Raw genomic sequence first — 24855 nt, 5'->3', positions numbered from 1 at the left:
GGAAGCCCCGCGGGCCCCCCGAGCCCGGCCGAACGCGCGGCCCCGGCGGCGCCGGGAAGTCCGACCGTGTACGAGATCCCGGCCGCGCCGGGAAGCCGCGCGGCCCCCGGCGCCCCGGCCGGACCCGGGAGCCCGGCCGTGTACGGAACGCCCGGAACCCCCGCCGGGTCCGCGGCGGGGGTGGGCGGGGTGGTGCGGGGGCCCGCGGGCGCGGCGAGGTCGGTCGCCGGGGCCGCGGGCCGCCGCCAGGGCGTCGTGTCGGTCACCGGACGGCCGGCCCGTCAGCGGGCGGGCCGGCTGGGGGCGGGCCGGCTGGGGGCGCCGGGGCTGCGGGGTCGGGCGAGGGGAGGGCCCACCAGGCCGCGAGACCGATGATCACACCGGTCAGCACGGTGGAGGGGCCGCCGATGTCCGCGTACAGGAAGTCGGTCAGCTGCCACACGAACAGCCCCATGGCGATCAGCCCGCAGTCCCGCCCCCCGGCCCCGAAGCCACCCGCACCACCGAACCGGCCGGGGCCACTGGACCCGCCGGGTCCGCCGGGGCCACGGAGACCACCGAGGCTGCCGAACCGGCCGAGACCACCGGACCCACCGGACCCACCGGACCCACCGGACGCACCGGACGCACCGGACGCACCGGACGCACCGGACGCACCGGACCCACCGGACCCACCAGCCCAGCCCGACCCGCTCAGCGCATCAGCCCCGTCGGCCCAGCCCGACCCGCCCAGCGCACCCGGCCAAACAGCCCCACCCGATCCACCCGCCCCGCCGGAGGCCACCGCGTACCGCCGCAGCCCCGCGACCAGCAGGGCCGCCCAGCCGCCCACCAGCGCGAGCAGTCCGACGAGCCCCTGCTCCCCCAGCACCAGCAGGTACATGTTGTGCGGGGACAGCAGCGGCTGCTTCAGGAACGCCTGGCCCGCGCCCGCGGTGTCGCTGCCGGAGGACAGGCCGAGCGAGGAGTGTCCGTCGCGGTGCGCGGGGAATCCCTTGAGCCCCACACCCACCACCGGCCGCTCGCGCCACATCGACTCCGCCGCGGCCCACATCGTGTAGCGGTCGGTCACCGACTGGTCGGGGGCGCTGGAGACCTGGGTGATGGAGCCGAGCCGCTCCGCGACCATCTCCGAGCCCAGCCCCAGCCCGCCGACGAGCACCACCCCCAGGGCGCCCAGCGCCACCAGCACCGCCAGCGCCCGCCGGATCCCCGCCAGGCACATCACCAGCAGCGCCGCCCCGGCCGTCGCGATCCACGCGCCCCGGCTGAAGGACAGCACCAGCGGCACCGCCAGCGCCAGCGCGCAGCACCCGGCGGCCCGCCGCACCTTCGCGGACACCCCCGGCGCGAGCGCGGCGGCGGTGGCGACGATCAGCCCGTACGAGACGACGGTGGCCATGCCCATGACGTCGCCGGGGCCGAAGGTGCCCACGGCGCGGATGTCCTCGCCCTGGTACGAGGCCCCGGTGTGCGTGGCGTACTGCACGGCCCCCACCGCTCCCTGCACCAGCGCGAGGACCACGAAGCACCCGGCGGCCAGCCGGAACTCGCGGGCGTCGCGCACCAGCAGCACCACGGCGGCCGGGACCAGCACGAACACCTGGAGGTAGCGCACGAACCCGGGCAGGGCGGCGTACGGGTCACCGGCGGTCACGGTGGAGACGGCGAGCCCGATCCCCGGAGTCCCGAGCACCAGCACGCCCAGCGGGTTCAGCGTCCGCACCCGGCCGCGCAGCGCCTGCACGGCGCAGACCACCGCGAGCAGCAGGGAGGCGGCGTCGGCGGGGCCGACCTTCCCGGAGGCGGTGGCGTCGCCGGCGGGGAGCGGGGCGAGCAGGAACAGGACGGTCGCGGCGAGCGGCAGCAGCGGCCAGTGCCGGCGCAGCGCGGCGGCCGCACCGGTGAGCGCGCCGCTGAGCGGGAGGGGTCCGGGGACGGCGAGGGTCATGGCTCAGCTCCCGCCCAGGCGGAAGCGGAAGAAGGACGCGGCGGTCCGGGCGAGGATCCACAGGTCCTGCCAGAGCGACCAGGTGTCGATGTAGTGGTTGTCGAAGCGGGCCCGGTCCTCGATGGAGGTGTCCCCGCGCAGCCCGTTGATCTGGGCGAGTCCGGTGATGCCGACGGGCATCCGGTGGCGGGCCTCGTAGCCGGGGTGGACGCTGGTGAACTTGGCGACGAAGAACGGGCGCTCGGGCCGGGGGCCGACGAGGCTCATGTCACCGCGGACCACGTTCCACAGCTGTGGCAGCTCGTCCAGCGAGGACTTGCGCAGGAACGAGCCGACGGGGCTCATCCGGCGGTCGCCGGCCACCGTCCAGCGGGTGGCGGACTCGTGCGGGTCGGCGCTCAGGGTGCGGAACTTCAGCAGGGTGAACGGCCGCCCGTAGAGGCCGACCCGCTCCTGACGGAAGATCACCCCGGGCCCGTCGGAGAGCCGTACGGCCAGGGCGCAGGCGCCCATGACGGGGGCGGCGGCGAGCAGGGCGAGCGCGGCGAGGACGGAGTCGATCACCCGCTTGGCGAAGCGCTCCAGCGGCCGGGCCGGGCGGGGCAGCAGGGGCTGTACGGCGTGGCCCCACAGCTGGTCGGAGGGGTGGGCGAGCCGCATTCCGGTGACCTTGGCGGTGCCGGCGGGGTCGGCGAGCCAGAGCCGGCAGCCGTGGTCGTGGAAGAGGCGCACCAGCGCGGCGGTGCGCTCGTCGGCCTCGGGCGGGCGGGTGAGGACGGCGCAGCGCACGGAGTTCTGGATGACGGCCCGGCGGACGTCCTCGTGGGTGGCGAGTACGGGCAGCGCTCCGCCCTCCCCTTCGGCGGGTTCGGCGGTGTCGGCGATCCCGACGGGCCGCAGCCCGTACTCGGGGCGTTGGTGCAGGGCGGCGGCGACGGCTCCGGCGCCCTCCCCGGGGCCGACGACGAGCGTGGAGACGGGACGGCGCACGGCGGAGCGGCGCCACCCCTGGTGCACCAGCCCCCGCCCGGCGCAGGCCAGCACCACCTGGAGGCAGACGGCGGTCAGCAGGGCGTTCCAGCCCAGCGCCCGCCCGGGCGCGGCGGCGGCGAGGAGGGCGGCGGCCCCGCACCACAGGGCGGCGGCCCGCCCGGCCAGGGCGGGCAGTTCCAGGAGGGCGGAGGGCGCGAGGCGGGGCCGGTAGAGGCCGCCCTGCGCCTGGAGGGCGGCGCCCGCGGCGGCGAGCAGGACGGCGGCGGGCGCCATGGCCCCGGGCGGGAGCGGCGCCGCGGGCAGGGCGGCCACGGTGACGACGACGGCCAGCGCGTCGGCGGCCAGGAGCGCGGCGGGGCCGCGGCCGCGGCGGACCCGGCCCGGGCGGACGGCGGGACGGGCCCGGTCGGCCCGGGGCCGGCGCGGCGGGTGGATGGCGGTCGCGGCACGGCGGTTCACCGGGGGTGACCCGGCGGGCGGGGCGGCCGGCGGGACGGCCGGCGACACGGAGGCGAAGGAGCCGGCGCCGGCGTGCCCCGTGCCGCTCTGGCCCCCGGTGTGCCGGGCGGCTGCGCTGTCCATCGTCATCGGGTGATGCGCTCCTGGTTCAAGGGCCGGGACCTGCCCAGCAGTTCGTGGTACAGGCCGGTGACCGCGTCCGTGGTCCGCCGCACGTCGAACTCGGTCCGGGCGTGCTGCTGGGCCTGCTCCCCGAGTTCGGTGAGCAGCCGCGGTTCGGCGAGCAGCCGTCCCAGGGCCTTGGCCAGCGCCGTCGGGTCATCCGGCGGTACCAGGCAGAGCCGTCCGTGGCCGGACGGCAGGCTCTCCCGCGCACCGCTGACGTCGGAGACCAGGACCGGTCGGCCGCAGGCCATGGCTTCGAGGGGGGCGAGCGCCATGCCTTCCCACCGCGACGGCAGTACAACGAGATCGGCGGCCCGAAGCCACGGTCGGATGTCGGCGACGGATCCCGCGAAGTGGACTCCCGGGGGTGCGGTGCGGCGCAGCCGTTCGGCGTCGGGACCGTCCCCGACCAGGGCGAGACGGGCGCCGGGGACGGTGGCCGACACCTCCGGCCAGGCCCGGATCAGGACGTCCTGGCCCTTCTGCGGGCAGAGCCGGCCGACGCAGACGGCGAGCGGGCCCGCGCCCTGGAGGGCGGCGGGCAGCCGGAGGCAGGCGCGGGCCTCGGCGCGGTCGCGGTCGCGGTCGGCGTGGCCGGGGCGGAAGCGGGTGAGGTCGACGCCGTTGCGGATGACCGCCCAGCGGGCGTGGATGCCCTCGGACTGTCCGGCCCGGCGTTCGGCCTCGCTGACGCAGAGCACCCGGTCGGCCCAGCGTGCGCCGGCCCGCTCCCAGCGCAGGGCGAGGGCGGCGGTGGTGCCGCCGACGGCGTCGAAGGACCAGGCGTGCGGCTGGAACACCGTCGGCAGGCTGCCCCGTACGGCCATCCGCCCGGCCAGTCCGGCCTTGGCGCTGTGGGCGTGCAGCAAGTCGGGGCGGACCCGGCGGATCAGCCGGGCGGCGCCGAGCACCTCGGCGGGCAGCCCCGGTCCGGGCGAGCGCCCGGCCCGCCAGGTGAGCACCTCGGCCCCGGCGGCCCGGGCACCGCCGGGGAGGACGCCCGCGTCGGGGCAGGCGACGACCACGCGCAGCCCGGCGGCGGACTGGGCCGCCGCGAGGTCGGTGACGACCCGTGCGACACCGCCGTCGACGGGCTGGACGAGGTGCAGGACGGTGAAGGACTGCGCGGCCGTCGATCCGGCCGGTGAGCGATGTTTCGGCACGTGGAGCGGTCTCCTGCGCTCAGCGGCGCGCGTCTGTCGGGACGAAGAGCACACCGGGTAACGCGGGCAGCCATATCCGAGATTATTAATATTTTCAGACTGTCGTACGGATAGGCCGCCCGAATTCCGTGAACCATTTTCGATCAAGCGAGCAAAACAGGAGTGAACTTTGTCAGAAATCAGGCTGGAAATCACGCCGGACTCGCTCGTACGGCCTTTCGGGCGATAACACGCACCCCGTCGGCGGGCGGGTCGTTATGCGGTCGCATCACCGTCCGGCGCTCGACCCGAAAGGAATACCGCGATGAAGAAGAGGCTGATGCGCGGCACGACCGTGGCCCTCGCGGGGACCGCACTGCTGACGGGCGGCGCGGGCCTCGCCTCCGCGCACGGCGGCGCGACGGCGGAGGGCCTCGCCGCCGGCTCCCCCGGCGTGCTGAGCGGCAACCTCGTCCAGGTGCCCGTCGACGTCCCGGTCAACGTCTGCGGCAACACCGCCCAGCTCGTCGGGTTCCTGAACCCCGCCTTCGGCAACACCTGCGTGAACGCCTGAACGTCAACCACGCCGCCCGAAACGGCGGCATCCGGGTGAAGTGACGCAACCCGAGCCCGAGCCGGGCCGTTGATCCGGGTGCTCCAGTACCGGGCAATCCTGCAAAAAAGGGACGATAATGATCAAGAAGCTTGTAGCCGGCGCAGCGGTTGCCGCCTCCACCGTCGGCCTGGGCGCCGCCATGGCCCCGCAGGCGATGGCCGTCGGCAACGACAACGGCATCAACACCGTCAACGGCAACAACTCCGCGCAGATCTACGGCAACCAGGCGACCTACGGCAACATGAGCCCGCAGATGGCGCTGATCCAGGGCTCCTTCAACAAGCCCTGCATCGCCCTGCCGGCCAAGGTCAACGCCCAGTCGATCCTGGCCCTGGTCAACGTCGGCATCCAGGACATCCCGGTCCTGTCCAGCCCGCAGAACCAGCAGTGCACCGAGAACTCCACCCAGGCCAAGGGCGACGAGGCCCTCTCGCACATCCTGGACAACATCCCGGTCCTCTCGGGCAACGTCTCCTCCGGCAGCTGACGAGAAGGCCCCGCCGCGCGAGGCCGTCGCACCCCCCGGGTCGCGGCGGCCTCGCCGCGTATCAGCCCGAATTCCACCCCTCCGAATACGGGCCGGAATTCATTGCCCGGCACCGCCGGGCGGGAATGGACCGCCATTTCGACGGTTTCTTTTTCCCGACCCACTCGTTGTTATTGATGCAGTGGACAGACCTCTGCGGGAAGGATCGAAAAAATGAAGTACAAGAAGGCAGTGGTGATGGCCGCCGGCGTTCTCGTCGCCGCCGGCGCCGCCTCCCCCGCCATGGCCGACGCGGTCGCCGACGGCCAGGCCGTCGGTTCCCCGGGCGTTCTCTCCGGGAACCTCGTCCAGGTTCCCGTGCACATCCCCGTGAACGTCTGCGGCAACACCGTCAACATCATCGGGCTGCTGAACCCGGCCTTCGGCAACACCTGCGTCAACAGCTGACGAAGCGCCTGAGCCCGCGAGGGCGGACCTCCTCGGTGGCCTCGGAGTGCACGGCGGTGCATTCCGAGGCCACCTTCGATTGAAGGACCGGCCCCCGCGCCGGTAGACAGGGAAGGACCCATGCGACAGGTACTGAGCCGACAGGTACTGGGCAAGGGGGTGCTCACGGCTGCTGCCGCGTCGAGCTTGCTGTCGATCGCGACCGGCGCGGCCTACGCGCATCCCGCGGCAATGGCCGAGGCCGCGCATTCACCGGGCGTGGTGTCCGGCAACAGCGTCTCGGTACCCATCACCTTTTCGCCGAACGTGTGCGGCAACAGCGTGGACGCGGCCGGGGCGCTCAACCCCGCGATGGGCAACAAGTGCGCCAACGTGACCGGCTCCGACGCGGGCCACCACGACTACGAGCGCTACCTGAGCCCGGAGAACGCCGAGGCGTTCGAGCGCTACCTCCAGGAGCGGCAGGACGGCGGCGGCCGGCACGCGCTGCCCGGGCAGCGCCGGGAGGACGGGGGCGGCCACGAGGAGCGCGGCGACGAGGCACCCCGCCCGCACGCCCCCCGCCACGCGGCACCCCGCCCCGAGCTCCCCCGCCGGGAGACCCCGCGCCACGCGGCGCCCGGTTCCCAGACCCCTCGTCCCGAGACCCCGCGCCACGCGGCGCCCGGTCCCCAGGCCCCCCGTCCCGAGGTACCGCGCCACGCGGCGCCCCGCCACGACGACGCGCGGCACCAGGACGCCTACGGCGGCTCCGGCGACGAGGACCACGGCCCGCGCGGCGGCGGGGAGGAGTGCGACGACCACCCGCCGGCCCACCACGGCAGGCCCCCGGCCCCGCACCCGGCGCCCCCCGCGCCCGCCCCGCGCCCCGCGCCCGCCCCCGTTCCGCCCCCGGCGCAGCAGCACGCCCCGGCGCCGCCCGCCGAGGTCCCCGTACCGCCGCAGGAGCACGCCCACACGCTGCCCGCCCCCGTCGGGGAGCAGCCGCACACCCTCCCGGCGCCGGTCCCGGGCCCCGAGGAGATCCCGGCCTCCGGGCCCCCGCACGGCAGCCAGCCGCAGCGGCCGCTCCCGGCTCCGGTCCCCGTACCGGACACCGTCCCGGCGGACCAGCCCCCGGCCGCCCCCGCCGGCGACCTCCCGGTGCACCTGCCCCCGGCTCCGGCGCCCGCTCCCGTGCCGGCCCCCGCTCCGGCCCCCGCCCCGCCGGTGACGCTGCCGGCGCCCGTCACGCTGCCCGCCCCCGTGCAGGCGGGGCCGCAGCTGGCGGCCACCGGCGCGGGTGAGCTGGGGGCCATGGCGGCCCTCGCCTCGGCGCTCGTCCTGGGCGGCGCGATTCTCTACCGGAGGTCCGCGCTCTCCTGACGGCAATACCGGTAATCGGAAGAAATATCGGCCGGAGAATCCCTCGTCGGATTCTCCGGCCGTTGCCGTGCGCCGCCGCGCCGGCGTTTCCGGAGCGGCCGGGAGTCGTTAGCCAAGGCGAAAGCGGCGAACCGGTCGCGGGTCGCCGCTGCCGCCCGGTCCACGAATAGAAAGAGGATTTCGACCATGAAGCTCTCCCAGGTCGCCGCCGTCGTCGTCGGCTCCGTCGCCGCCCTCGGCGCCACGGCCCCCGCCTTCGCGGCCGACGCCCCTGCGATGCCCCCCATGAGCGCGACGGGCGGACTGACCGAGGTACTGGACGCCGTGAACCCGGTCTCCGAGGCGCTCCCCCAGACGGCGGGCAACGCGCTGGCCGAACAGGGCGACACCCTCGGGAAGGTGGTCCACACGGCGCAGGGCGTCAACAAGATCCGCAACGACGTCCCCGGCACCGCCCTGGGCCTGGCGAACGGCGCGACCAAGGCGTCCCCGCTGCTCGGCGGAGTGGAGCTCAACGGGGGCAAGTAAGCCGGAGGCGGGAAGAACAGCTCCGGACACGACCGTGGGCGCCACCGGCGAGGCCGGTGGCGCCCACGGTCACGTGGTGCCGACTGCGAAGACGTCAGTCGTTGAGGCAGACGTTGCCGAACGCCGGGTTCAGGGCGCCGATGACGTTCACGGAGTTGCCGCAGACGTTGACCGGGATGTGGACCGGCACCTGCACCAGGTTGCCCGAGAGAACACCGGGGGAGCCCACGGCCGCGCCCTCGGCCTGGGCGTCGGCGGAGGCGGCACCGGCGGCACCGGCCACGGCGAGACCAGCGGAGGCCAGGGCCACGGCGGCCTTCTTGGCAGCAGAGTTCATGGGGAGTGCACCTTCTCGTTCGATGTCCTGCCCCGGTCCCGGGGCTCACACCGAGCGAAACGGTCCAGCTTCCCAAAACGACACGGCCCACGGCCAGATCTGACCTGTTCAGCCGAATAGTCGTAACCATCCTGCCGGTCGGGGCCCGCCGGGCCCGGCCGCTAGTTGCTGATGGGGATCTCGGGGATCTCGATGTCGGGGACGGTCGGAACGGCCGGAACGGCCCCCGGGGCCGCCGGGGTGGCTGGAGTGGCCGGGGTGGCCGGAGTAGCCGGAGTGGCCGGAGTGGCCGGGAGGCTGACCGGCAGCTCCGGGAGTTTGATCTCGGGGAGTTTGGGGATCTCGATCGCCGGCAGCTTGATCCCGCCGAGCAGGCCCGTGAGCGAGTTCAGCAGGTCCGTGAGGGTCTTGGTGAGCCCCGAGAGAAGGTCGTCGATCGGGCCGGCCGCGACCCGCTCCCGGGATTGCGCCGCCTCCTCCAGCCGTTCGATCTGCTGCTGCACGGCCGCCGCCTTCTTCTCGACGGCGGCGGCACCCTGACCGTCCACGGCACCCGCCGGGGCGGCCGCGCCGGACAGTATGACGACGGCGAGGGCCGACGGGACGAGGACACGGAGGCGGAACGCCTTGGTGGAGTGCATGGGAAATCCTTCGAGGAGGGTCTCGCGAGCGGACCGGGGCGGTCCACTTACTCACCCACCGTGCGAACACCCTCTACGGAGCGCAACAGGATCTTGAACGCCCCCGCCCCCGCCAGGGGCTGCGTACGGGCTTCGCGCAGGTGTCCGCAGCGGCCTCACCCGCGCCGGGGAAAACCCCGCGCCCGACGGTCCGTTTGAGTGAAGCACCGCAACCAACCCCCCCGGCGGCCGGTTGATCAGGGCGCTCCACTAGCGGGCACTCGTGCGACTGAAGGATCAATGATGCTCAAGAAGATCATGACCGCCGCCGCGGTCTCCGCCGTTGCCATCGGCGCCGGCGCTGCCGCCACCGCCCCGGCCATGGCCATCGGCAACGACAACGGGGTCAACACCGTCAACGGCAACGGCGCCCAGCAGATCTACGGCAACCAGAAGACCGCCGGGGACATGAGCCCCCAGCTCAGCCTGGTCCAGGGCACCCTGAACAAGCCCTGCATCGGCCTGCCGGTCAAGGTCAACGCCCAGTCGATCCTGGCGCTGGTCAACGTCGGTGTCCAGGACATCAACGTCCTGTCCAACCCGCAGAACCAGCAGTGCACCGAGAACTCCACCCAGGCCAAGGGCGACGAGCCGCTCTCGCACATCCTGGACAACATCCCGGTGCTCTCCGGCAACGCGTCCGCGGGCAGCTGACGCCGCTCCACCCCTCCTGGTCTAGGGCCGCGTCAGCCCGTGGAGCGAAGTGACGAGGGCCCCGGTGGCATTGCGCCACCGGGGCCCTCGTGCGTGCGGGGGCGGGCTCAGCCCGTCCAGAAGTCCCACCACCGGGTCAGGACCAGCATCCCGATCACCCCGAGGTGCAGGGCGGGCGGGGCCCAGGCGAAGTCGGTGAAGAACGTCCGCAGCGCGCCGGGCGCGGGCAGCCGGCCGGTACGGACGTTGTGGGCCGTGACCGCCCAGAACATCAGCAGCGTCGCCACCCAGGCCAGGCAGCACCACAGGCACAGGGCGTTGATCTCGTAGAGCGACTGGGCCATGAGCCAGGCACAGAAGCCGGTGCCGAAGGCGGTCCCGGCGTTGAGTCCCAGCCAGAACCACCGGCGGTGGCGGGCTCCCGCGAGCAGGGACGCGCCCACACAGACCACGACCCCGTAGGCCGCCAGTCCGAGCATCGGGTTGGGGAAGCCGAAGACGGCCGCCTGCGCGCTCTTCATGACGCTGCCGCAGGAGACGACGGGGTTGAGGCTGCACGCGGGTTTGAAGCCGGGGTCCTCCAGCAGGAGGAACTTGTCGAGGGTGATCACCCAGGAGGCCAGGAGTCCGGCGGCCCCGGTGGCCACCAGCAGCCAGGCCAGGGAGGTGGGGGCGTCGGGCTCGCCCTCGGTGGAGGTGCTGGAGCGCCGCCGCTGGCGCGGGACGTCCACGGTGTCGGTTGCCATGCCGCCCATGCTCCCGCCCACGGCCGCCGGGCCGGGCGAACCCTGGCCATTTCCGGGCAAGTTGACCTGAAGGTGTGGCGGGAACCCCTGACGCTTCCCGGACGTTTTACCGAATCCCGGACGTGATGTCAGAGCCAGGGGCTACGTTGTGCTTCCGCGAAGTGACAAGCTGCGACGGCCTGGAGCCCACCTTGAGCGATCCGTACGAGACAACCGAGGCCCACCTCGACCGACTCCTGGGCCGCGCCCTCAACTCCTTCGACCTTCCCGACGCGTTGGTCGAGCGCCTCGCTGCCGCGCTCGCCCACAGCTCCTCCCTCTACACCACGCACCACAGTCCGTCGGCGGGCGTGTGGCGGGAGACCCACCGGCACACCTACCTGCTCTCCGACGGCGAGACGGTGTCCCTGTGGGAGCTGGTGTACCGGCTGAGCAGCGAAGGCGACGCCCGGCACGAGGTGTTCGCCAGCCGGGAGGAGCTCTCCTTGGCCGGAGCCCGGCTGTTCGGCGAGGCCGCCGTGGTACCGGCCCCCTCCCTGGGGCCGGACGGCCCCGAGGAGCCGGGCTGGGGTGCGGACGCGGACGGAGTGGAGGAGGAACTGGCGCTGCTGAGCGCCCTGTTCGCCGCCCCCGGCCCCGGGGAGCGCCACCGCGCCTACACGGGGGAGGAGTCCGCCGACCACGCCCGCCGGGTGCTGCGGCGCGCGGAGAACGCCGACCGCCCCGGGCCGGAGACGGCCGCGCTGCTGCGGTCGGCGTACGCGCACCAGATCACCCAGGCGTTCGGCGGCCGGCACTGCCTGGCCGACGGGCGGGACGCCGGGTTCAGCCTGTACGAGCACGCCTTCGTCCTGCTGGACGGGAGCGAGCTCAGCCTGTGGGAGGTCGAGCACACGGCCACGCCGGACGGGCGGCACATGTGCGAGGTGTACGCGACCGAGGCCGCCGCCCGCGGGGCGATGGAACTGCGCACCCGCGTCCGGTAACGCCGCCGCGACTTGACGGCGGCCCGTCGCCCTGGCCGCGCGGGGCCGGGCGGCGGGCCGCCGTGGCGGGGGAACCCGTCGGCTCAGACCTGGACGGCCGCTTCGACGGCGCCCTCGCGCTCGGAGAGCGGGACCTGCTTGCGCGGCAGGACGAACATCACCGCGAAGATCAGGACGAGTACCGCCACGACCCACCACAGCGCGCCGCGGAACGCCTCGACGTAGGGGACCCCGAGGACGCGGTCGTCGTCGATGGACCCGAAGAAGACCACGGAGGTCAGCGCCAGGCCGAGGGCGTTGCCCATCTGGCCGGTGGTGTTGATGAGGCCGGAGGCCGAACCGGCGTGCTCGCGCGGCACCTGGGACAGGATGGTGTCGTTCAGCGGGGCGACGATCAGGCCCATGCCGGCGCCCATGACGATCAGCGGAGCGGCCATCTGCCAGGAGGCGATCTCCATGCCGTAGCGCTGCGACTCCCAGATGTACAGGAGCAGCCCCGCGGCCATGATCAGCGCGCCGGCCTGGAGCACCTTGCGGCCGAAGCGGGGGACGAGCTTCTCGACGGAGAGGCCGGCGGCAACGGAGACGGCGATGGAGAACGGGATCCCCGTACTGCCCGCGCGCAGCGGGCTCCAGCCGAGGCCCATCTGCATGTAGAGCGTCCAGACCAGGAAGAAGATGCCGGTCGCCAGGCCGAAGGCCAGCTGGACGGTGATACCGCCGGCGAAGCTCTTGACCTGGAAGAGGGAGAGCTCCACGAGCGGGGAGCCGTCCTTCTTGATCTTGTACTTCTCGTAGGCGATGAAGACGGCAAAGACCACGGGTGAGGCGATCATGCAGACGAAGCCCCACAGCGGCCAGTCGTTCTCGCGGCCTTGGGTGAGCGGGTAGATCAGCAGGACCAGGGCGAGGGTGGCGAGGACGACGCCGGCCAGGTCCAGGCGCAGGGCCTTGGGGGCCTTGGACTCGGTGATGAACTTACGGCCGAGGATCACGGCGGCGATGCCGACGGGCAGGTTGATCAGGAAGATGGTGCGCCATTCGAGACCGAAGAGGTTCCACTCGGTGAGCAGCGCGCCGAGCAGCGGACCGGAGACCGCGCCGAGGCCGACGATCGCGCCGAACATGCCGAAGACCTTGCCGCGCTCGTGCGGCGGGAAGGTGACGTGGATGATCGCCAGGACCTGCGGGACCATCATCGCCGCCATACCGCCCTGGAGGAGGCGGGAGGCGACGAGCATGGCCGGGTCGGCGGCGATGCCGCAGAGCAGGGAGGCGGCGGTGAAGCCGAAGACGCCGACGAGGAAGAGCCGCTTGCGGCCGTAGATGTCACCGAGACGGCCGCCGGTGATCAGGCCGGCGGCGAAGGCGAGCGCGTAGCCGGCGGTGATCCACTGGATGGCGCTGGTCGAGGCGCCGAAGTCCTGGCGCATGCTGGGTATCGCGATGTTGACGATCGTGACGTCGACCAGGTCCATGAAGGACGCGGTCATCACGATGGCGAGCGCCAGCCAGCGCAGGCGGTCGGCCGGGGCGTCGGGGGTGGCCGGGGCGGGGGCGTCGCCCGGTGCTGCTCCGGCGTCCGCGTTCCCCTCTTCTCGTACGGGCCCGTCTTCTCGCTCGGGCGATGCTGTGGGCGTCTCGGTGCTCATGGGGAGAAACGTAGACGGGATGTAGGCCAGAGTGTGTCCTATTTACCTGGCAATCTTGCATCATGAACGACACCCCGGCCCGGCTGCTCACCCTGCTGTCCCTGCTCCAGACGCCGCGCGAGTGGCCCGGAAGCGAGCTGGCGCAGCGGCTGGGCGTGAGCGCGCGGACGATCCGGCGGGACATCGAGCGCCTGCGTGACCTGGGCTATCCGGTGGAGGCCACGCTGGGCGCGGTCGGCGGGTACCGGCTGGTGGCGGGGGCGGCGATGCCGCCGCTGCTGCTGGACGACGAGGAGGCCGTGGCCATCGCGGTGGGGCTGCGGGCGGGGGCCGGGCATGCGATCGAGGGGGTCGAGGAGGCGTCCGTACGGGCGCTGGCCAAGCTGGAGCAGGTGCTTCCGGCCCGGCTGCGCCACCGGGTGGGGGCGCTGCAGTCGGCCACGGTGGCGGTGACCCGGGGCGACGGGCCGAGTGTGGATCCGCGGACGCTGACGGCGATGGCCGCGGCGGTGGCGGGCCCGGAGCGGCTGCGGTTCGCGTACCGGGCGCGGGACGGGGCGGACTCGCGGCGGCTGGTGGAGCCGTACCGGCTCGTCAGCACGGGCAGCCGCTGGTATCTGGTCGCCTTCGACCTGGAGCGGGAGGACTGGCGCACCTTCCGGGTGGACCGGGTGAGCGAGCCCTTCCCGACCGGGGCCCGGTTCGCGCCGCGGCCCCTGCCGATGGAGGCGGCCGAGTTCGTCCGGCGCGGGCTGCGGGGCGCGGAGACCTACCGGGCGGACGTCTTCTTCGCGGCGCCGCCGCAGGAGCTGCCGGGGTGGCTGCGGGAGGAGGCGGTGGCGGAGGGGCACGGGTCCCGGGTGCGGCTGGAGAGCGGGGACTCGCCGGAGTGGCTGGCGGCCCGGATGGCGCTGACGGGGCTGGAGTTCACGGTGCGGGGGCCGGAGCTGCTGGCGCGGGCGGCGGGCGCGCTGGCGGCCCGGCTGGCGGGGGCGGCGTCGGGCGGCGGGGCGCCGGGGTAGGGGGGAGCCCCGGCACCTGGGGGGGTAGGTGCCGGGGCTCGTCTTGGGGGGGGGAGGGGGGTCAGGCCACCGCGTCGAAGCCGGTGTCGCGGGCCATCCGCTTCAGCTCCAGCAGCGCGTGCTTCTCGATCTGGCGGATCCGCTCGCGGGTCAGCCCGTGCTGCTTGCCGACCTCCGTCAGGGTCCGCTCGCGGCCGTCCTCGATGCCGTAGCGCATCTTGATGATCGACGCCGTGCGCTGGTCCAGCTTGCCGAGGAGGTCCTCCAGCTCCTCGCTGCGCAGCAGCGCGAGCACCGACTGCTCGGGGGAGATCGCGGCGGTGTCCTCCAGAAGGTCGCCGAACTGGGTCTCACCCTGGTCGTCCACCGACATGTTGAGGCTGACCGGGTCGCGCGCCCAGTCCAGGACGTCACCGACCCGCTTCTCGGTGGTGTCCAGTGCGGCGGCGATCTCGGCGTGCTCCGGGTCGCGGCCGTTCTCGCGGTTGAACTCGCGCTGGATCCGGCGGATCCGGCCGAGCTCCTCCACCAGGTGGACGGGGAGGCGGATGGTGCGGGACTGGTCGGCGATGGACCGGGTGATGGCCTGGCGGATCCACCACGTGGCGTACGTGGAGAACTTGAAGCCCTTGGTGTAGTCGAACTTCTCCACGGCCCGGACCAGGCCGGCGTTGCCCTCCTGGATCAGGTCGAGGAGGGGCAGCCCGCTGCGCGGGTAGCGGCGGGCGACGGCCACGACGAGGCGGAGGTTGGACCGGATGAAGACCTCCTTGGCCCGCTCCCCCTCGGCGGCCAGGGCCTCCAGCTCCTCGCGCGCGGGGGTCTCCCCGTCACGCTCGACCTCGCCGTCGAGGATCTGCCGGGCGTAGACGCCCGCCTCGATGATCTGGGAGAGCTCCACTTCCCGCGCGGCGTCCAGCAGCGGGGTGCGCGCGATCTCGTCCAGGTACATGCCGACCAGGTCGCGGTCGACGATCTCCCCGCCCGCGTCGCGGGCGCTGCTCGTGGACTGACGACGGGCGACGGCGCGGGTTGCCATGCGGTGCTCCCTTGCGATGCGATGAACGGTCGCGGTGCGTCTTCGGACACTCTCCCGAGTGCCCGCTTCCGAGGGAAACAACGACTGGAATCGGGACAGAATTCCCACACGCCTCCCTCTTTTCCGGGATCTTGCAGTATCCTGCCCCGCCGCGCCGCCCTCCCGGGGGGTCCGGCGGGCCGCGAGAACCCGTAGAGGCGCAGGTCAGACCCGCTCCGGGGTACCCGGGGCGATCCGCGCGGCCACGCCGGCGATGAGACGGCCGTCACACCCGGCACATCCGCCCCGACAGCGCCCACAGCCCGCTCTCCTACCCCGCAAGACGGCCCGCACCGGTTTCCGGTTGCCTGCCGCGCACCCGTCCGGGTGAGGGTCTCCTAGCCGAACTGCAGCGAGCGCTTCGACAGGCCCATCCAGAAGCCGTCCACCGGGGTGGTCTGGGCGCCGAGGTCGGACGCGGCGGCGCCGAGGGTGACGAAGAGGGGGGCGAAGTGTTCCGTGCGGGGGTGGGCCAGGCGGCCCGCCGGGGACTTGGCCTCGAAGTCGAGGAGGGCGTCGATGTCGCGCGCGGCCAGGGCCTCGCGGCCCCAGGCGTCGAACTCCGCCGACCAGCCGGGGACCCCAGGGCCGGTGTGCCGCAGGGCGGCCAGGTTGTGGGTGAAGAAGCCGCTGCCGACGATCAGGACGCCCTCGTCGCGCAGCGGGGCCAGCTTGCGGCCGAGGTCCATCAGGCGGGCCGGGTCCAGGGTGGGCAGGGAGATCTGGAGGACCGGTATGTCGGCTTCCGGGTACATCTCCACGAGGGGGACGTACGCGCCGTGGTCCAGCCCGCGGTCCGGGATGTCCTGGACGGGGGTGCCGGGGGCCTTCAGCAGGGCGCGGACCGAGGCGGCGAGCTCCGGGGCGCCGGGGGCCTCGTAGCGGACCCGGTAGTAGTGCTCGGGGAAGCCCCAGAAGTCGTAGACGAGCGGTGCCGGCTCGGTGGCACCGAGGGCCAGCGGGGCCTCCTCCCAGTGGGCGGAGACCATCAGGATGGCGCGCGGCCGGGGCAGGGCCGCCGACCAGGCGGCGAGTTCGGAGGGCCACAGCGGGTCGTCGGCGAGCGGGGGCGCGCCGTGGCTGAGGTACAGGGCTGGCATGCGGGTGGGGGTGGGGGTGGGGGTGGGGGTGGGGGTGGCGGCTGTGGTCACGGGGCGCTCCTCGGGCCGTCGTCGTACGTCGTGCGGGTACGTCGTCCACGGGGAGGCGTACGGGTTCACCCGAAAAGACTAACCCCGCTTCGTTCAAATTTGAACGAAGCGGGGTTCTCAGTCATTCCCGTACCAGCGGCGCCCCCGTCAGTGGGCGATCACCGGGACCTTGAACTCGGCCTCCTCGGAGTCCGCGCCGGAACCCGCGGCCACCGGGCCGCCCTGGCCCGGACGGCCGGTGGTGATCAGGGTGAACGCGAGGGTCGCGCTGACCGCGAGGATGCCCACGGCCCACCAGATCGCCGAGGAGTAGCCCTCCACCATGGCCTGCGCCTGCACCAGCCGGCCCGCGGAGCCGCCCGCCGCGGCCTGGGCGGCGTGGTCGGTCAGGTACGCGGTGGTCGCCGAGGCAGCGATGGTGTTCAGCAGCGCGGTACCGATGGCGCCGCCGACCTGCTGCGAGGTGTTGACCATGGCCGAGGCCACGCCGGCGTCGGCCGGGTTCACCCCGTACGTGGCCAGGGACATGGCCGGCATGAACGCCGTGCCCATGCCGAGGCCCAGCAGCAGCTGCGCCGGCAGGATCAGCGCCGGGTAGGAGGAGCCGACCTCCAGCTGGGTCAGCAGCAGCATCCCGGTGGCGGCGAGCAGGAAGCCCGGGCCCATCAGCAGCCGGGGCGCGACCCGGGTCATGAGGCGGGCGCCGATCTGGGTGGAGCCCGTGATCATGCCCGCGATCATCGGCAGGAAGGCGAAGCCGGTCTTGACGGGCGAGAAGCCCTTCACGACCTGGAGGTAGTAGGTGAGGAAGAGGAACAGGCCGAACATCGAGATGACGGCGAGACCCAGCGAGAGGTAGACACCGCCGCGGTTGCGCTCCAGCAGGACGCGCAGCGGCAGCAGCGGGGACTTCACCTTGGACTCGACGGCGACGAAGGCGGCGAGCAGGACGACGGAGGCGACGAACAGCCCCACGGTGACCGCGTCCGTCCAGCCGGCCGACTCGGCGCGGGTGAACCCGTACACGAGCGAGACCAGGCCCAGGGTCGACAGGACCACGCCGGGGATGTCGAGGCGGGCGCCGTTGCGGGTGCCGGCCGGCTCGCGGATGACCATCCAGGCGCCCGCGGCCGCGACGATCGCGAAGGGGATGTTGACGAAGAACGTCCAGCGCCAGTTGAGGTACTCGGTCAGGAAGCCGCCGAGGATCAGGCCGACGGCGCCGCCGCCGCCCGCGATCGCGCCGTAGATGCCGAACGCCTTCGCGCGCTCCTTGGCGTCGGTGAAGGTGACCGCCAGCAGGGAGAGCGCGGCCGGGGCGAGCAGCGCGCCGAAGGCGCCCTGGAGGGCGCGGGCGCCCAGCATCATCGCCTCACCGTTCGCGGCGCCGCCGAGCGCGGAGGCCAGGGCGAAGCCGGCGAGACCGGTGATGAAGGCGTTCTTGCGGCCCCACTTGTCGGCGATGCGGCCGCCGAAGAGGAGCAGTCCGCCGAAGGCCAGGGCGTAGGCGGTGATGACCCACTGGCGGTTGCCGTCGGATATGCCGAGGTCGGTCTGCGCGGAGGGCAGGGCGATGTTCACGATGGTCGCGTCGAGGACGACCATCAGCTGCGCCAGCGCGATGAAGACCAGGGCCTTCCAGCGACTGGGATCGGCGAGGGCGGCGGCAGCCGGCGAGGCGGACGCGGCTGTTTTGGACATGGGGGTACCCACTTCACTGAACGGCGAAAAAGACGGGAAGGCAGAAAGGCTCCGCGAGGACCGCGGAATGACTGAAGGGTGATGAGATGAAATGAAATGAAAAGTGGCAGTTTTCGAGGCTACTGAACGAGGGGGCGCCGCGTCACATGGTTTTCCGGCTCAGGTCCTGCAACGTGACGGCGGTGCCGGGGAGTTGGGAGCGGGCCGGGGCCCGCAGCCCGTCGAGGAAGAGCTGGAGGTGGCGGTGGACGAACCCGCTCACCATGGTGCAGTCGGTCCCGGGGAGGGGACGGGCGAGCTGGGACAGGGCGAGCATCAGGTCGCCGGTGCCGATGTCGGCGCGGAGCAGCCCCGCGCGCCGGCCGGCGGTGACCAGTTCCTCCACGGCTCCCCCCAACGCCTCGCGCGCGGACAGGAGTTCGGGGTGGTCGTGGTCGAAGCCGTCCGAGAGCATCGGGCACAGGGCGCCGATCCGCTCGTCGACGGCGGCGTGCGCGAAGCGGCAGAGCGCGGCGAAGGCGTCCGGTTCCTCGGCGAGGGCGTCCTCGGCCTGGGCGGTGACCCGGTCCATCACGTAGAGCACCACGTGGTGGACGAGGTCGGCCCGGTCGGGGAAGTGCCGGTAGAGGGTGGCGTTGCCGATGCCGGCCCGGCGGGCGATCTCGTCGAGGGGGGCGTCGGCGCCGTACTCGACGAACATCTCCCGGGCGGCCCCCAGGATCCGCTCCCGGTTGCGGACCGCGTCGGCGCGCGGCTTGGGTACCCGCGTGACGGTGGCGCTCTGCATTCCGGGCCTCCCTGGGCTGGAACTCGTACGGATGTGTGAGCGGTCCCAGGACCCGGGACCCGGTCCCCCGAACCGGCGAGCCGCCCCCGAACCGGGGACCTGCTCCCCGCTTGTGGGGACTCTCTTCCAAACGGGGAACCAGTCCCCGGTTATTTCACTCCTCCGTGTGAGCTGAACCACACCCGATCCCTGCACTTTCGTCCCATTCGGCCGCTTTCGACGCGCGGGCGTGTCGCAGCCGTCGGAGGGTGAGCGCACAGAGCAGTCCGGACCCGGCCGGCTGCCGCGCACCCGAAGGCGAGCTCCATGCCGCAGACCCGCCACCGGATACGCAGGCCCTGCCGCACCAGCGCGTTCATCGGCCTCACCGCCCTGGCCTTGGGGGTCACCGCCACCGCCAGCGGCGGCCTCCCCACCCGCGGACACGCCACCTCCGGCCCCAAGGCCACCAGCGCCGAATCCGCCCTGGCACCGTGCCGGATCTCCGCGACCATGGGCGTGCAGCTGTCGGAGGGCCTGCCCACCGCACCCGGGTACTCCCGCTCGACGGGCGAGATCCGCGCCCTCAACCTGATGATCGACTTCCCCGACGCCAAGGGCGAGGGCTCGGCCATGGACCGGCTGGCGGAGTTCTTCCCCCAGACCTCCGAGTGGTTCCGCACCAGCTCCTACGGCCGGCTGACCTACCGGGCCGAGGCCCCGATACGGGGCTGGCTGCGGATGCCGATGCCCTTCTCGGCGTACGGCATCGAGCGCGGCTCCGCCTACGAGCCGGGCTACCGGCAGCTCGTCGAGCACATCGCCCGGGCCGCCGACCCCGAGGTGGACTTCAGCCGCTACGACCTGATCAACGTCCTGGTCACCCCGAACGCCGGCCCCTCCGCCCTGGACACCGTCCTGTCCGTCACCTTCTCCGGCAACGGCGAGGCCCCGATGGCCGACGGGGTGCCGCTGGCGAACACGTCCTTCGTCTACAGCCGGCAGGACGACGGCTCCGGCTCCTACCGCGAGACCGGCTACCGGGTCCTGCCGCACGAGAACGGGCACGTCTTCGGACTCCCCGACCTCTACACCTCCGAAGGCGGCGGCACGGTCGGGCACTGGGACATCATGAGCGAGGACTGGGGCGCCAACAACGACCTCCTCGGCTGGCACAAGTGGAAGCTCGGCTGGCTCGACGGATCCCAGATCTCCTGCGCCGCCAAGCCCGGTACCAGCGAACACCTGCTGACCCCCCTCGCCTCGGCGGGCGGCACCAAACTGGCCTTCGTCCCCCTCTCGGAGAGCGCCGGCTACGCGATCGAGGTCCGCACCCGGGCCGGCAACGACGAGGCCGTCTGCAAGCCCGGCGTACTGATCTACAAGGTCGACTCGGACGTGGACACCGGGCGCGGGCCGGTGACCGTCTCCGACAGCGCGACCGGCAGCGGCGGCTGCACGCGCCGCCCCAACGTGCACGCCGAACTGTCGGACGCGCCGTTCCGGCCGGGCGAGAGCTTCACCGACGAGAAGGCCCGCATCACCGTCTCGGTGGTGGCGGCCCTCCCGGGCGGCGGCTACCGGATCCGCGTCACCCGCCCCTGACCCCCGTCCGTGAGGAGCCCCCGCCCATGAACACGACCCCCGAGGAACGCCTGGCGGCCGCCGGGCTGGCCCTGCCCCCCGTCGCCCCGCCCGTCGCCGTGTACGTCCCGGCGGTGGTCAGCGGCCACTACGTGTACACCTCCGGCCAGCTGCCCATGGTGGACGGCGCACTGCCGCGCACCGGCAAGGTGGGCGGCGAGGTCACCCCGGAGCAGGGCGCCGAACTGGCCCGGCGGTGCGCGCTGAACGCCCTCGCCGCGGTGGCCTCGGTGGCGGGCGACCTGTCGGCGGTGAAACGGGTGGTCAAAGTGGTCGGCTACGTGGCCTGCACCCCGGACTTCACCGGCCAGCCGGCCGTGATCAACGGCGCGAGCGAACTCCTCGGCACCGCCTTCGGCGACGCGGGCATCCACGCCCGCAGCGCGGTCGGCGTCGCCGCCCTGCCCCTGGACGCCCCGGTGGAACTGGAACTCACCGTGGAACTGCACACCCCGATGGGGGTGTGACCGCCCCCGTCACCGGCAGCGCGCGCAACGCCCGGAACCGAAACGTGGTGCTCCACCGCAGCTCGTCCGCGGGCACCGCCAGCCGCAGCCCGGGCAGCCGCCGGAGCAGGGCCTCCAGTGCGAGGGTGACCTGCATACGGGCCAGCGGTGCGCCGAGGCAGTAGTGCACCCCGTGCCCGAGGGCCAGGTGCGCCTTGTCGGCCCGGCCGATGTCGAAGCGGTCGGGCTCGGGGTAGCGGGCGGGGTCCCGGTGGGCGGAGGCGAGCGAGAAGAGCACGGTGTCGCCCGCGGGGATCCGTACGCCGCCGATCTCGACGGGCTCGGTCGGGAAGCGGCGGATGGCGCTGTGGTTGGGGACCGCGTACCGGAAGAGCTCCTCGACGGCCTCCGGCAGCAGCCCGGGGCGCTCCCGGAGCGCCTCCAGCTCCTCCTCGTGCGTCAGGAGGGTGAACAGGCCGCCGCTGATCAGGTGTTGGACGGTCTCGCTGCCGGCCATCAGGATCAGGAAGGCGAGGGAGACCAGCTCGTCCTCGCTGAGCCGGTCCCCGGCGTCGCGCGCGGCGACCAGCCCCGACAGGACGTCCTCGCCCGGGGCGGCGCGGCGCGCGGCGACCAGCTCGACGAGGAACCGGTGGACCTCCCGCACCGCCCCCGCGAGCTCCTCGCGGCTGCCCGGCACCAGCATGGTGGCGATCCACCCGGCGAACCGCCCGTACGCCTCCTGCGGCACGCCCAGCAGGTCCCCGATGACCTTCAGCGGCAGCGGCCCGGCGAACTCGGCGACCACGTCGGCGACCCCGTCGGACTCCACCCGCGCGACGAGCCGGTCCGCGCACGCGTCGACCGCCGCCCGGACCGCCGTGCGCATCCCCTCGACGCGGCGGGGGGTGAACCCCTGCGCGACGAGGCGGCGCAGCCGGAGGTGGTCCTCGGGGCCGACGTTCAGCAGGTTCGCGTCGAGCGCCGGGGGCAGCGAGAACCCCTGGAACCCGCCCCGCGCATGCCGCTTGTCGACGGAGAACCGGGCGTCGGCCAGCCCCGCACGCACATCGGCCTCATGCGTCACGAGCCACACCGGCGCCTCGTCGGGCAGCGCGACGCGATGCACGGACCCCTGGGCGCGCAGCCGCGCGTAGACCCCGTACGGATCCTCCTGGAACCCCGCCCCGAACGGCTGGGCCAACCCGGCACCCGTCACATCTCCCCCTCACGTACGGCGCTGCCCCTACCCCGATTATGCGGGCCACCCCCACCGCCATGATCACGACCACCCCCACCCCACCGGCGTCCCCCTCCGGCCCAACCCCGCCGACGGCCGACGGAGCCCCGACCTGATCCGCTACGCTGTGCCTGGGCCGCCTCCACGGCAGCTCCGGGCCTCCACCGAGGCCCCGCCTTCGTAGCTCAGGGGATAGAGCACCGCTCTCCTAAAGCGGGTGTCGCAGGTTCGAATCCTGCCGGGGGCACAGTGACAGGAGACCCCCGGCCGGGAGCGGCCGGGGGTCTTCCGTGTGGGGGGCGGGGGCCTGGGTCAGCTGAGGCCCTTGCTGCGTTCGCCGATGCGGTCGCCCTGGGGGGTGCCGGAGCGCTTGAGGGATGCCTTGGTGTGGGCGCCGCCCTTCACCTTGGTGTGGAGCGGGCCCTCGAAGCCGTGGTCGGGGCCGTGGCCCGCGTCGCGCCGGGTCTGGAGCTGGAGGCGCTCCACCGCCTTCGCGACAGCGGCCTGGACGTCCTGGTTCTGCTCTTTGCTCATCCCGTCATCAACTCCTTCGAGTGGACTAATTGGGATCCTATGCAGAGATGCCCCCCTATGCACCCGGATGGGGCGTAACGGGCCGACGGAGGAGTTCCTCCGGGCAGGGCGTACCCCGGGGGAGCTGGTACTTCGCCGCGATGCGGTACTCCCCCGCCGCCGGGGCCAGGAGCTCCGTCCACGTGTCGCCCTCGGCGTCGGCGGTCGCCTTGGACAGGCAGCCGGCGGTGTTCGCGTACTCCTTCGGCGCCTTCGACCCCGCCGCGCCCCGGGCCTTCGACGCCGGGGTCTCCTGCGGGGGCTCCACGGCCTTGCCCGCGCCGTCCACCAGGCCCAGCCACGGTGAGTGCGGGATCCGCACCAGGACCCGGCCGGGCGCGGAGACGTCGAGGACCAGCTGGTCAGCGCCCGCCCGGACCACCCGCGCCGGCCCGGTGACCATGCTGGTCGGGTCGTCCACCTGGAAGAGCCGCCAGTTCGCGTCCCCCCAGATCTGCCGCAGGTACGGCAGCCCCCCGCGCAGCAGCTGCGCCTCCGCCGCCCCGCCCGAGTCGGGCTGGTCGGCGGGCAGGACCACGTAGTGCACCGCCCAGCGCTCCAGCCAGTCGCGGTAGCTGTCGGCGGTGAGGGTGTCGTCGTAGAAGAGCGGGTTGCGCTCCAGGTCGGCCTGGCGGTTCCAGCCGCGCGCGAGGTTCACGTACGCGGGGAAGGCGGAGGACTCGCGGTGGCTGCTGGCCGGGACCACCTCGACCCGGCCCCGGTCGGCGCCGGCCTTCTGGAGCTGGTCGACCAGCGGGGCCAGCTCCCGGTTCCAGGCGGCGAGGGGGGTGGTGCGGACGATGTCGGTGATGCTGTTGACGGTGATCCAGAAGGTCAGCCCGCTGAAGGCCAGCAGCAGGGCGTACCAGCGCCGGGTGCGCGGCACCTCGTACGGGAGGGCCGCGAGCAGCACCGCCCCGCCGAAGAGCATCACCATGCGGGTGACGTTCGAACCCACCTGGGAGTCGATCACCCAGGTCAGGAACACCCCGAGGGTGTAGACGGCGGCGGCGATCCGGACCGTCTTCCACCGCTTCGGTACGAGGAAGGCGATGGCCAGCCCGAAGACGAAGGGCACCCAGGCGGAGCCGAACTTCATCGGCTGGGTCCCGGAGAACGGGAAGAGCCAGGCCGACAGTCCGACCACCGCCGCCGGCGCCAGTCCGAGGGCGTACGCGCCCGGGCGCCGCCCGCTCAGGAACAGCGCGGCCGCGACCACCCCGAGGAACAGCCCCGCGACCGGGCTCGCGGCGGTGGCCAGCGCCGCCAGGGGGGCGGCGACGGCGGCCTTGGCCCAGCGCCGGCGGGCCCACTTGCGGGGCCAGCAGAAGACGGCGGCCACCGCCCCCAGCGCGAACAGGCTGCCCAGCCCGAAGGTGACGCGGCCCGAGAGGGCGTTGCACAGCAGCCCGTACACCCCGGCCAGGGCGGGCCACAGGGGCTGCCGGACGGCGCCCCGGCAGCGGGTCAGGATCAGGGCGAGGAGGGCGGCCGAGCAGGTCCCGGCGATCATCATCGTCGTCCGGACGCCAAGCATGTGCATGACGTACGGGGAGACGACGCTGTACGAGACCGGGTGCATCCCCCCGTACCAGGCGAGGTTGTACGCCGTGTCCGGGTGCCGGCCGACGAACTCCGCCCACGCGTCCTGTGCGGCCAGGTCGCCGCCGCTGTTGGCGAAGCAGAAGAACCAGACCACATGGAGGACGGCCGCCACGGCGGCGGCGACCGGCACGGGGTGGCGGCGGGCCCAGCCCAGGGCGCGGCCGCCGGCCCCGGGACCGTCGTCGGACGGTCCGTCGTCGGACGGGTGCCGTCTCTGTCCGGGGACGCGGCCCCCGGGTCTGTGCTGCTCTGCTGTGGTCACGACCGATGCTCTCTTCCCGGCACGACACCCGCGTGTCGCGCCGGCTCCTGGACGCGGCGGGGGGGGGGGGGCGGGCGCCGCGCGGCGCCGCCCGGGGCCGCCGGGGCGGGGGGCGGCGAGCGCGGGAGGAGGGGGCGCGGGCGGGGGCGGGCGACGCGG

At 73.5% G+C, this 24855-nt stretch carries 24 protein-coding genes and 1 tRNA gene; 11 read left to right on the top strand and 14 right to left on the bottom strand.

The window, feature by feature from the left end:
* Nucleotides 1-262: 262 nt before the first annotated feature.
* The 3 genes from ABZ716_RS16000 to ABZ716_RS15990 all read right to left on the bottom strand — a co-directional run bounded on the left by ABZ716_RS16000 (nt 263) and on the right by ABZ716_RS15990 (nt 4731).
* A complete protein-coding gene (locus ABZ716_RS16000) occupies nt 263-1870 on the bottom strand; it encodes an O-antigen ligase family protein (protein WP_358959670.1) in 1608 nt (535 codons plus the stop codon).
* A gap of 84 nt (nt 1871-1954) precedes the next feature.
* A complete protein-coding gene (locus ABZ716_RS15995) occupies nt 1955-3526 on the bottom strand; it encodes an exopolysaccharide biosynthesis polyprenyl glycosylphosphotransferase (RefSeq protein ID WP_358959668.1) in 1572 nt (523 codons plus the stop codon).
* Between the two features lie 2 nt (nt 3527-3528).
* Complete coding sequence (locus ABZ716_RS15990) at nt 3529-4731, bottom strand: glycosyltransferase (RefSeq protein ID WP_358959476.1); 1203 nt, start codon at nt 4729-4731, stop codon at nt 3529-3531.
* Between the two features lie 319 nt (nt 4732-5050).
* On the opposite strand from ABZ716_RS15990, the gene ABZ716_RS15985 reads away from it, so the two are divergent.
* The 5 genes from ABZ716_RS15985 to ABZ716_RS15965 all read left to right on the top strand — a co-directional run bounded on the left by ABZ716_RS15985 (nt 5051) and on the right by ABZ716_RS15965 (nt 8153).
* Nucleotides 5051-5284 carry a chaplin gene (locus ABZ716_RS15985; protein ID WP_358811402.1) on the top strand — a complete coding sequence of 78 codons (234 nt, stop codon included), beginning with the start codon at nt 5051-5053 and terminating at the stop codon, nt 5282-5284.
* A gap of 118 nt (nt 5285-5402) precedes the next feature.
* Nucleotides 5403-5813, top strand: coding sequence for a rodlin (locus ABZ716_RS15980; protein ID WP_351882661.1), 411 nt, complete (start codon nt 5403-5405; stop codon nt 5811-5813).
* A 213-nt stretch (nt 5814-6026) separates the two neighbouring features.
* Entirely contained in the window at nt 6027-6260 is a 234-nt protein-coding gene (locus tag ABZ716_RS15975; protein ID WP_358811318.1) for a chaplin, read from the top strand.
* A gap of 120 nt (nt 6261-6380) precedes the next feature.
* Nucleotides 6381-7625, top strand: coding sequence for a chaplin (locus tag ABZ716_RS15970; protein WP_358811319.1), 1245 nt, complete (start codon nt 6381-6383; stop codon nt 7623-7625).
* A gap of 186 nt (nt 7626-7811) precedes the next feature.
* The gene (locus ABZ716_RS15965) at nt 7812-8153 is read left to right on the top strand and encodes a hypothetical protein (RefSeq protein WP_351882655.1); all 342 of its coding nucleotides are present in this window, start codon (nt 7812-7814) and stop codon (nt 8151-8153) included.
* A 94-nt stretch (nt 8154-8247) separates the two neighbouring features.
* Here ABZ716_RS15965 and ABZ716_RS15960 read toward each other — a convergent pair whose 3' ends face one another.
* Complete coding sequence (locus ABZ716_RS15960) at nt 8248-8490, bottom strand: chaplin (protein ID WP_358811320.1); 243 nt, start codon at nt 8488-8490, stop codon at nt 8248-8250.
* A 161-nt stretch (nt 8491-8651) separates the two neighbouring features.
* Nucleotides 8652-9131: a hypothetical protein gene (locus ABZ716_RS15955; RefSeq protein WP_358959473.1), complete on the bottom strand. Its 480-nt coding sequence runs from the start codon at nt 9129-9131 to the stop codon at nt 8652-8654.
* 282 nt (nt 9132-9413) lie between these two features.
* On the opposite strand from ABZ716_RS15955, the gene ABZ716_RS15950 reads away from it, so the two are divergent.
* Nucleotides 9414-9824, top strand: a complete 411-nt coding sequence (locus ABZ716_RS15950; protein ID WP_358811403.1) for a rodlin — start codon at nt 9414-9416, stop codon at nt 9822-9824.
* Nucleotides 9825-9931: 107 nt separating this feature from the next.
* Here the strand turns inward: ABZ716_RS15950 and ABZ716_RS15945 are convergent, their stop codons facing one another.
* Nucleotides 9932-10579: a vitamin K epoxide reductase family protein gene (locus tag ABZ716_RS15945; RefSeq protein WP_358811322.1), complete on the bottom strand. Its 648-nt coding sequence runs from the start codon at nt 10577-10579 to the stop codon at nt 9932-9934.
* Nucleotides 10580-10761: 182 nt separating this feature from the next.
* On the opposite strand from ABZ716_RS15945, the gene ABZ716_RS15940 reads away from it, so the two are divergent.
* Nucleotides 10762-11556: a DUF6227 family protein gene (locus ABZ716_RS15940; protein WP_358959471.1), complete on the top strand. Its 795-nt coding sequence runs from the start codon at nt 10762-10764 to the stop codon at nt 11554-11556.
* 83 nt (nt 11557-11639) lie between these two features.
* Here ABZ716_RS15940 and ABZ716_RS15935 read toward each other — a convergent pair whose 3' ends face one another.
* The gene (locus ABZ716_RS15935; RefSeq protein WP_351882643.1) at nt 11640-13208 is read right to left on the bottom strand and encodes an MFS transporter; all 1569 of its coding nucleotides are present in this window, start codon (nt 13206-13208) and stop codon (nt 11640-11642) included.
* Between the two features lie 59 nt (nt 13209-13267).
* Between ABZ716_RS15935 and ABZ716_RS15930 the strand changes: the two genes are divergently transcribed.
* The gene (locus ABZ716_RS15930) at nt 13268-14230 is read left to right on the top strand and encodes a YafY family protein (RefSeq protein ID WP_358811404.1); all 963 of its coding nucleotides are present in this window, start codon (nt 13268-13270) and stop codon (nt 14228-14230) included.
* 61 nt (nt 14231-14291) lie between these two features.
* Here ABZ716_RS15930 and ABZ716_RS15925 read toward each other — a convergent pair whose 3' ends face one another.
* The 4 genes from ABZ716_RS15925 to ABZ716_RS15910 form a co-directional block, all read right to left on the bottom strand.
* The gene (locus ABZ716_RS15925; protein ID WP_351882639.1) at nt 14292-15269 is read right to left on the bottom strand and encodes a sigma-70 family RNA polymerase sigma factor; all 978 of its coding nucleotides are present in this window, start codon (nt 15267-15269) and stop codon (nt 14292-14294) included.
* A 377-nt stretch (nt 15270-15646) separates the two neighbouring features.
* On the bottom strand, nt 15647-16408 hold the full coding sequence (locus ABZ716_RS15920) for a class III extradiol ring-cleavage dioxygenase (protein WP_358811405.1): 762 nt from the start codon (nt 16406-16408) through the stop codon (nt 15647-15649).
* 198 nt (nt 16409-16606) lie between these two features.
* Nucleotides 16607-18160: an MFS transporter gene (locus ABZ716_RS15915; protein ID WP_358811326.1), complete on the bottom strand. Its 1554-nt coding sequence runs from the start codon at nt 18158-18160 to the stop codon at nt 16607-16609.
* Between the two features lie 142 nt (nt 18161-18302).
* A complete protein-coding gene (locus ABZ716_RS15910) occupies nt 18303-18947 on the bottom strand; it encodes a TetR/AcrR family transcriptional regulator (RefSeq protein WP_358959467.1) in 645 nt (214 codons plus the stop codon).
* A gap of 306 nt (nt 18948-19253) precedes the next feature.
* Between ABZ716_RS15910 and ABZ716_RS15905 the strand changes: the two genes are divergently transcribed.
* Complete coding sequence (locus ABZ716_RS15905; protein ID WP_358811328.1) at nt 19254-20531, top strand: M6 family metalloprotease domain-containing protein; 1278 nt, start codon at nt 19254-19256, stop codon at nt 20529-20531.
* A gap of 26 nt (nt 20532-20557) precedes the next feature.
* Complete coding sequence (locus ABZ716_RS15900; protein WP_358959465.1) at nt 20558-21037, top strand: RidA family protein; 480 nt, start codon at nt 20558-20560, stop codon at nt 21035-21037.
* Here ABZ716_RS15900 and ABZ716_RS15895 read toward each other — a convergent pair.
* On the bottom strand, nt 21003-22220 hold the full coding sequence (locus ABZ716_RS15895; protein ID WP_358959463.1) for a cytochrome P450: 1218 nt from the start codon (nt 22218-22220) through the stop codon (nt 21003-21005). The two genes, ABZ716_RS15900 and ABZ716_RS15895, sit on opposite strands and share 35 nt — an antisense overlap.
* A gap of 210 nt (nt 22221-22430) precedes the next feature.
* On the opposite strand from ABZ716_RS15895, the gene ABZ716_RS15890 reads away from it, so the two are divergent.
* Nucleotides 22431-22503, top strand: a tRNA-Arg gene (locus ABZ716_RS15890).
* A 65-nt stretch (nt 22504-22568) separates the two neighbouring features.
* On the opposite strand, the gene ABZ716_RS15885 is transcribed toward ABZ716_RS15890, so the two are convergent.
* Nucleotides 22569-22790, bottom strand: a complete 222-nt coding sequence (locus tag ABZ716_RS15885; RefSeq protein ID WP_358959461.1) for a hypothetical protein — start codon at nt 22788-22790, stop codon at nt 22569-22571.
* Nucleotides 22791-22845: 55 nt separating this feature from the next.
* The gene (locus tag ABZ716_RS15880) at nt 22846-24588 is read right to left on the bottom strand and encodes an MFS transporter (protein ID WP_358811406.1); all 1743 of its coding nucleotides are present in this window, start codon (nt 24586-24588) and stop codon (nt 22846-22848) included.
* Between the last annotated feature and the right edge of the window lie 267 nt (nt 24589-24855).

Source organism: Streptomyces sp. NPDC006687 (assembly GCF_040636215.1).
GTDB lineage: Bacteria > Actinomycetota > Actinomycetes > Streptomycetales > Streptomycetaceae > Streptomyces.
The sequence above is the reverse complement of the archived record's forward strand: the minus strand, read 5'-3'. Positions and strand labels throughout refer to the sequence as shown.

Excerpts from the sequence above, each read along its gene's own strand:
- ABZ716_RS15995 (WP_358959668.1), bottom strand. The coding sequence starts at position 3,526 with ATGGACAGCGCAGCCGCCCGGCACACCGGGGGCCAGAGCGGCACGGGG.
- ABZ716_RS15985 (WP_358811402.1), top strand. The coding sequence starts at position 5,051 with ATGCGCGGCACGACCGTGGCCCTCGCGGGGACCGCACTGCTGACGGGC.
- ABZ716_RS15980 (WP_351882661.1), top strand. The coding sequence starts at position 5,403 with ATGATCAAGAAGCTTGTAGCCGGCGCAGCGGTTGCCGCCTCCACCGTC.
- ABZ716_RS15975 (WP_358811318.1), top strand. The coding sequence starts at position 6,027 with ATGAAGTACAAGAAGGCAGTGGTGATGGCCGCCGGCGTTCTCGTCGCC.
- ABZ716_RS15970 (WP_358811319.1), top strand. The coding sequence starts at position 6,381 with ATGCGACAGGTACTGAGCCGACAGGTACTGGGCAAGGGGGTGCTCACG.
- ABZ716_RS15965 (WP_351882655.1), top strand. The coding sequence starts at position 7,812 with ATGAAGCTCTCCCAGGTCGCCGCCGTCGTCGTCGGCTCCGTCGCCGCC.
- ABZ716_RS15960 (WP_358811320.1), bottom strand. The coding sequence starts at position 8,490 with ATGAACTCTGCTGCCAAGAAGGCCGCCGTGGCCCTGGCCTCCGCTGGT.
- ABZ716_RS15955 (WP_358959473.1), bottom strand. The coding sequence starts at position 9,131 with ATGCACTCCACCAAGGCGTTCCGCCTCCGTGTCCTCGTCCCGTCGGCC.
- ABZ716_RS15950 (WP_358811403.1), top strand. The coding sequence starts at position 9,414 with ATGCTCAAGAAGATCATGACCGCCGCCGCGGTCTCCGCCGTTGCCATC.
- ABZ716_RS15945 (WP_358811322.1), bottom strand. The coding sequence starts at position 10,579 with ATGGGCGGCATGGCAACCGACACCGTGGACGTCCCGCGCCAGCGGCGG.
- ABZ716_RS15935 (WP_351882643.1), bottom strand. The coding sequence starts at position 13,208 with ATGAGCACCGAGACGCCCACAGCATCGCCCGAGCGAGAAGACGGGCCC.
- ABZ716_RS15925 (WP_351882639.1), bottom strand. The coding sequence starts at position 15,269 with ATGGCAACCCGCGCCGTCGCCCGTCGTCAGTCCACGAGCAGCGCCCGC.
- ABZ716_RS15920 (WP_358811405.1), bottom strand. The coding sequence starts at position 16,408 with ATGCCAGCCCTGTACCTCAGCCACGGCGCGCCCCCGCTCGCCGACGAC.
- ABZ716_RS15915 (WP_358811326.1), bottom strand. The coding sequence starts at position 18,160 with ATGTCCAAAACAGCCGCGTCCGCCTCGCCGGCTGCCGCCGCCCTCGCC.
- ABZ716_RS15910 (WP_358959467.1), bottom strand. The coding sequence starts at position 18,947 with ATGCAGAGCGCCACCGTCACGCGGGTACCCAAGCCGCGCGCCGACGCG.
- ABZ716_RS15905 (WP_358811328.1), top strand. The coding sequence starts at position 19,254 with ATGCCGCAGACCCGCCACCGGATACGCAGGCCCTGCCGCACCAGCGCG.
- ABZ716_RS15900 (WP_358959465.1), top strand. The coding sequence starts at position 20,558 with ATGAACACGACCCCCGAGGAACGCCTGGCGGCCGCCGGGCTGGCCCTG.
- ABZ716_RS15885 (WP_358959461.1), bottom strand. The coding sequence starts at position 22,790 with ATGAGCAAAGAGCAGAACCAGGACGTCCAGGCCGCTGTCGCGAAGGCG.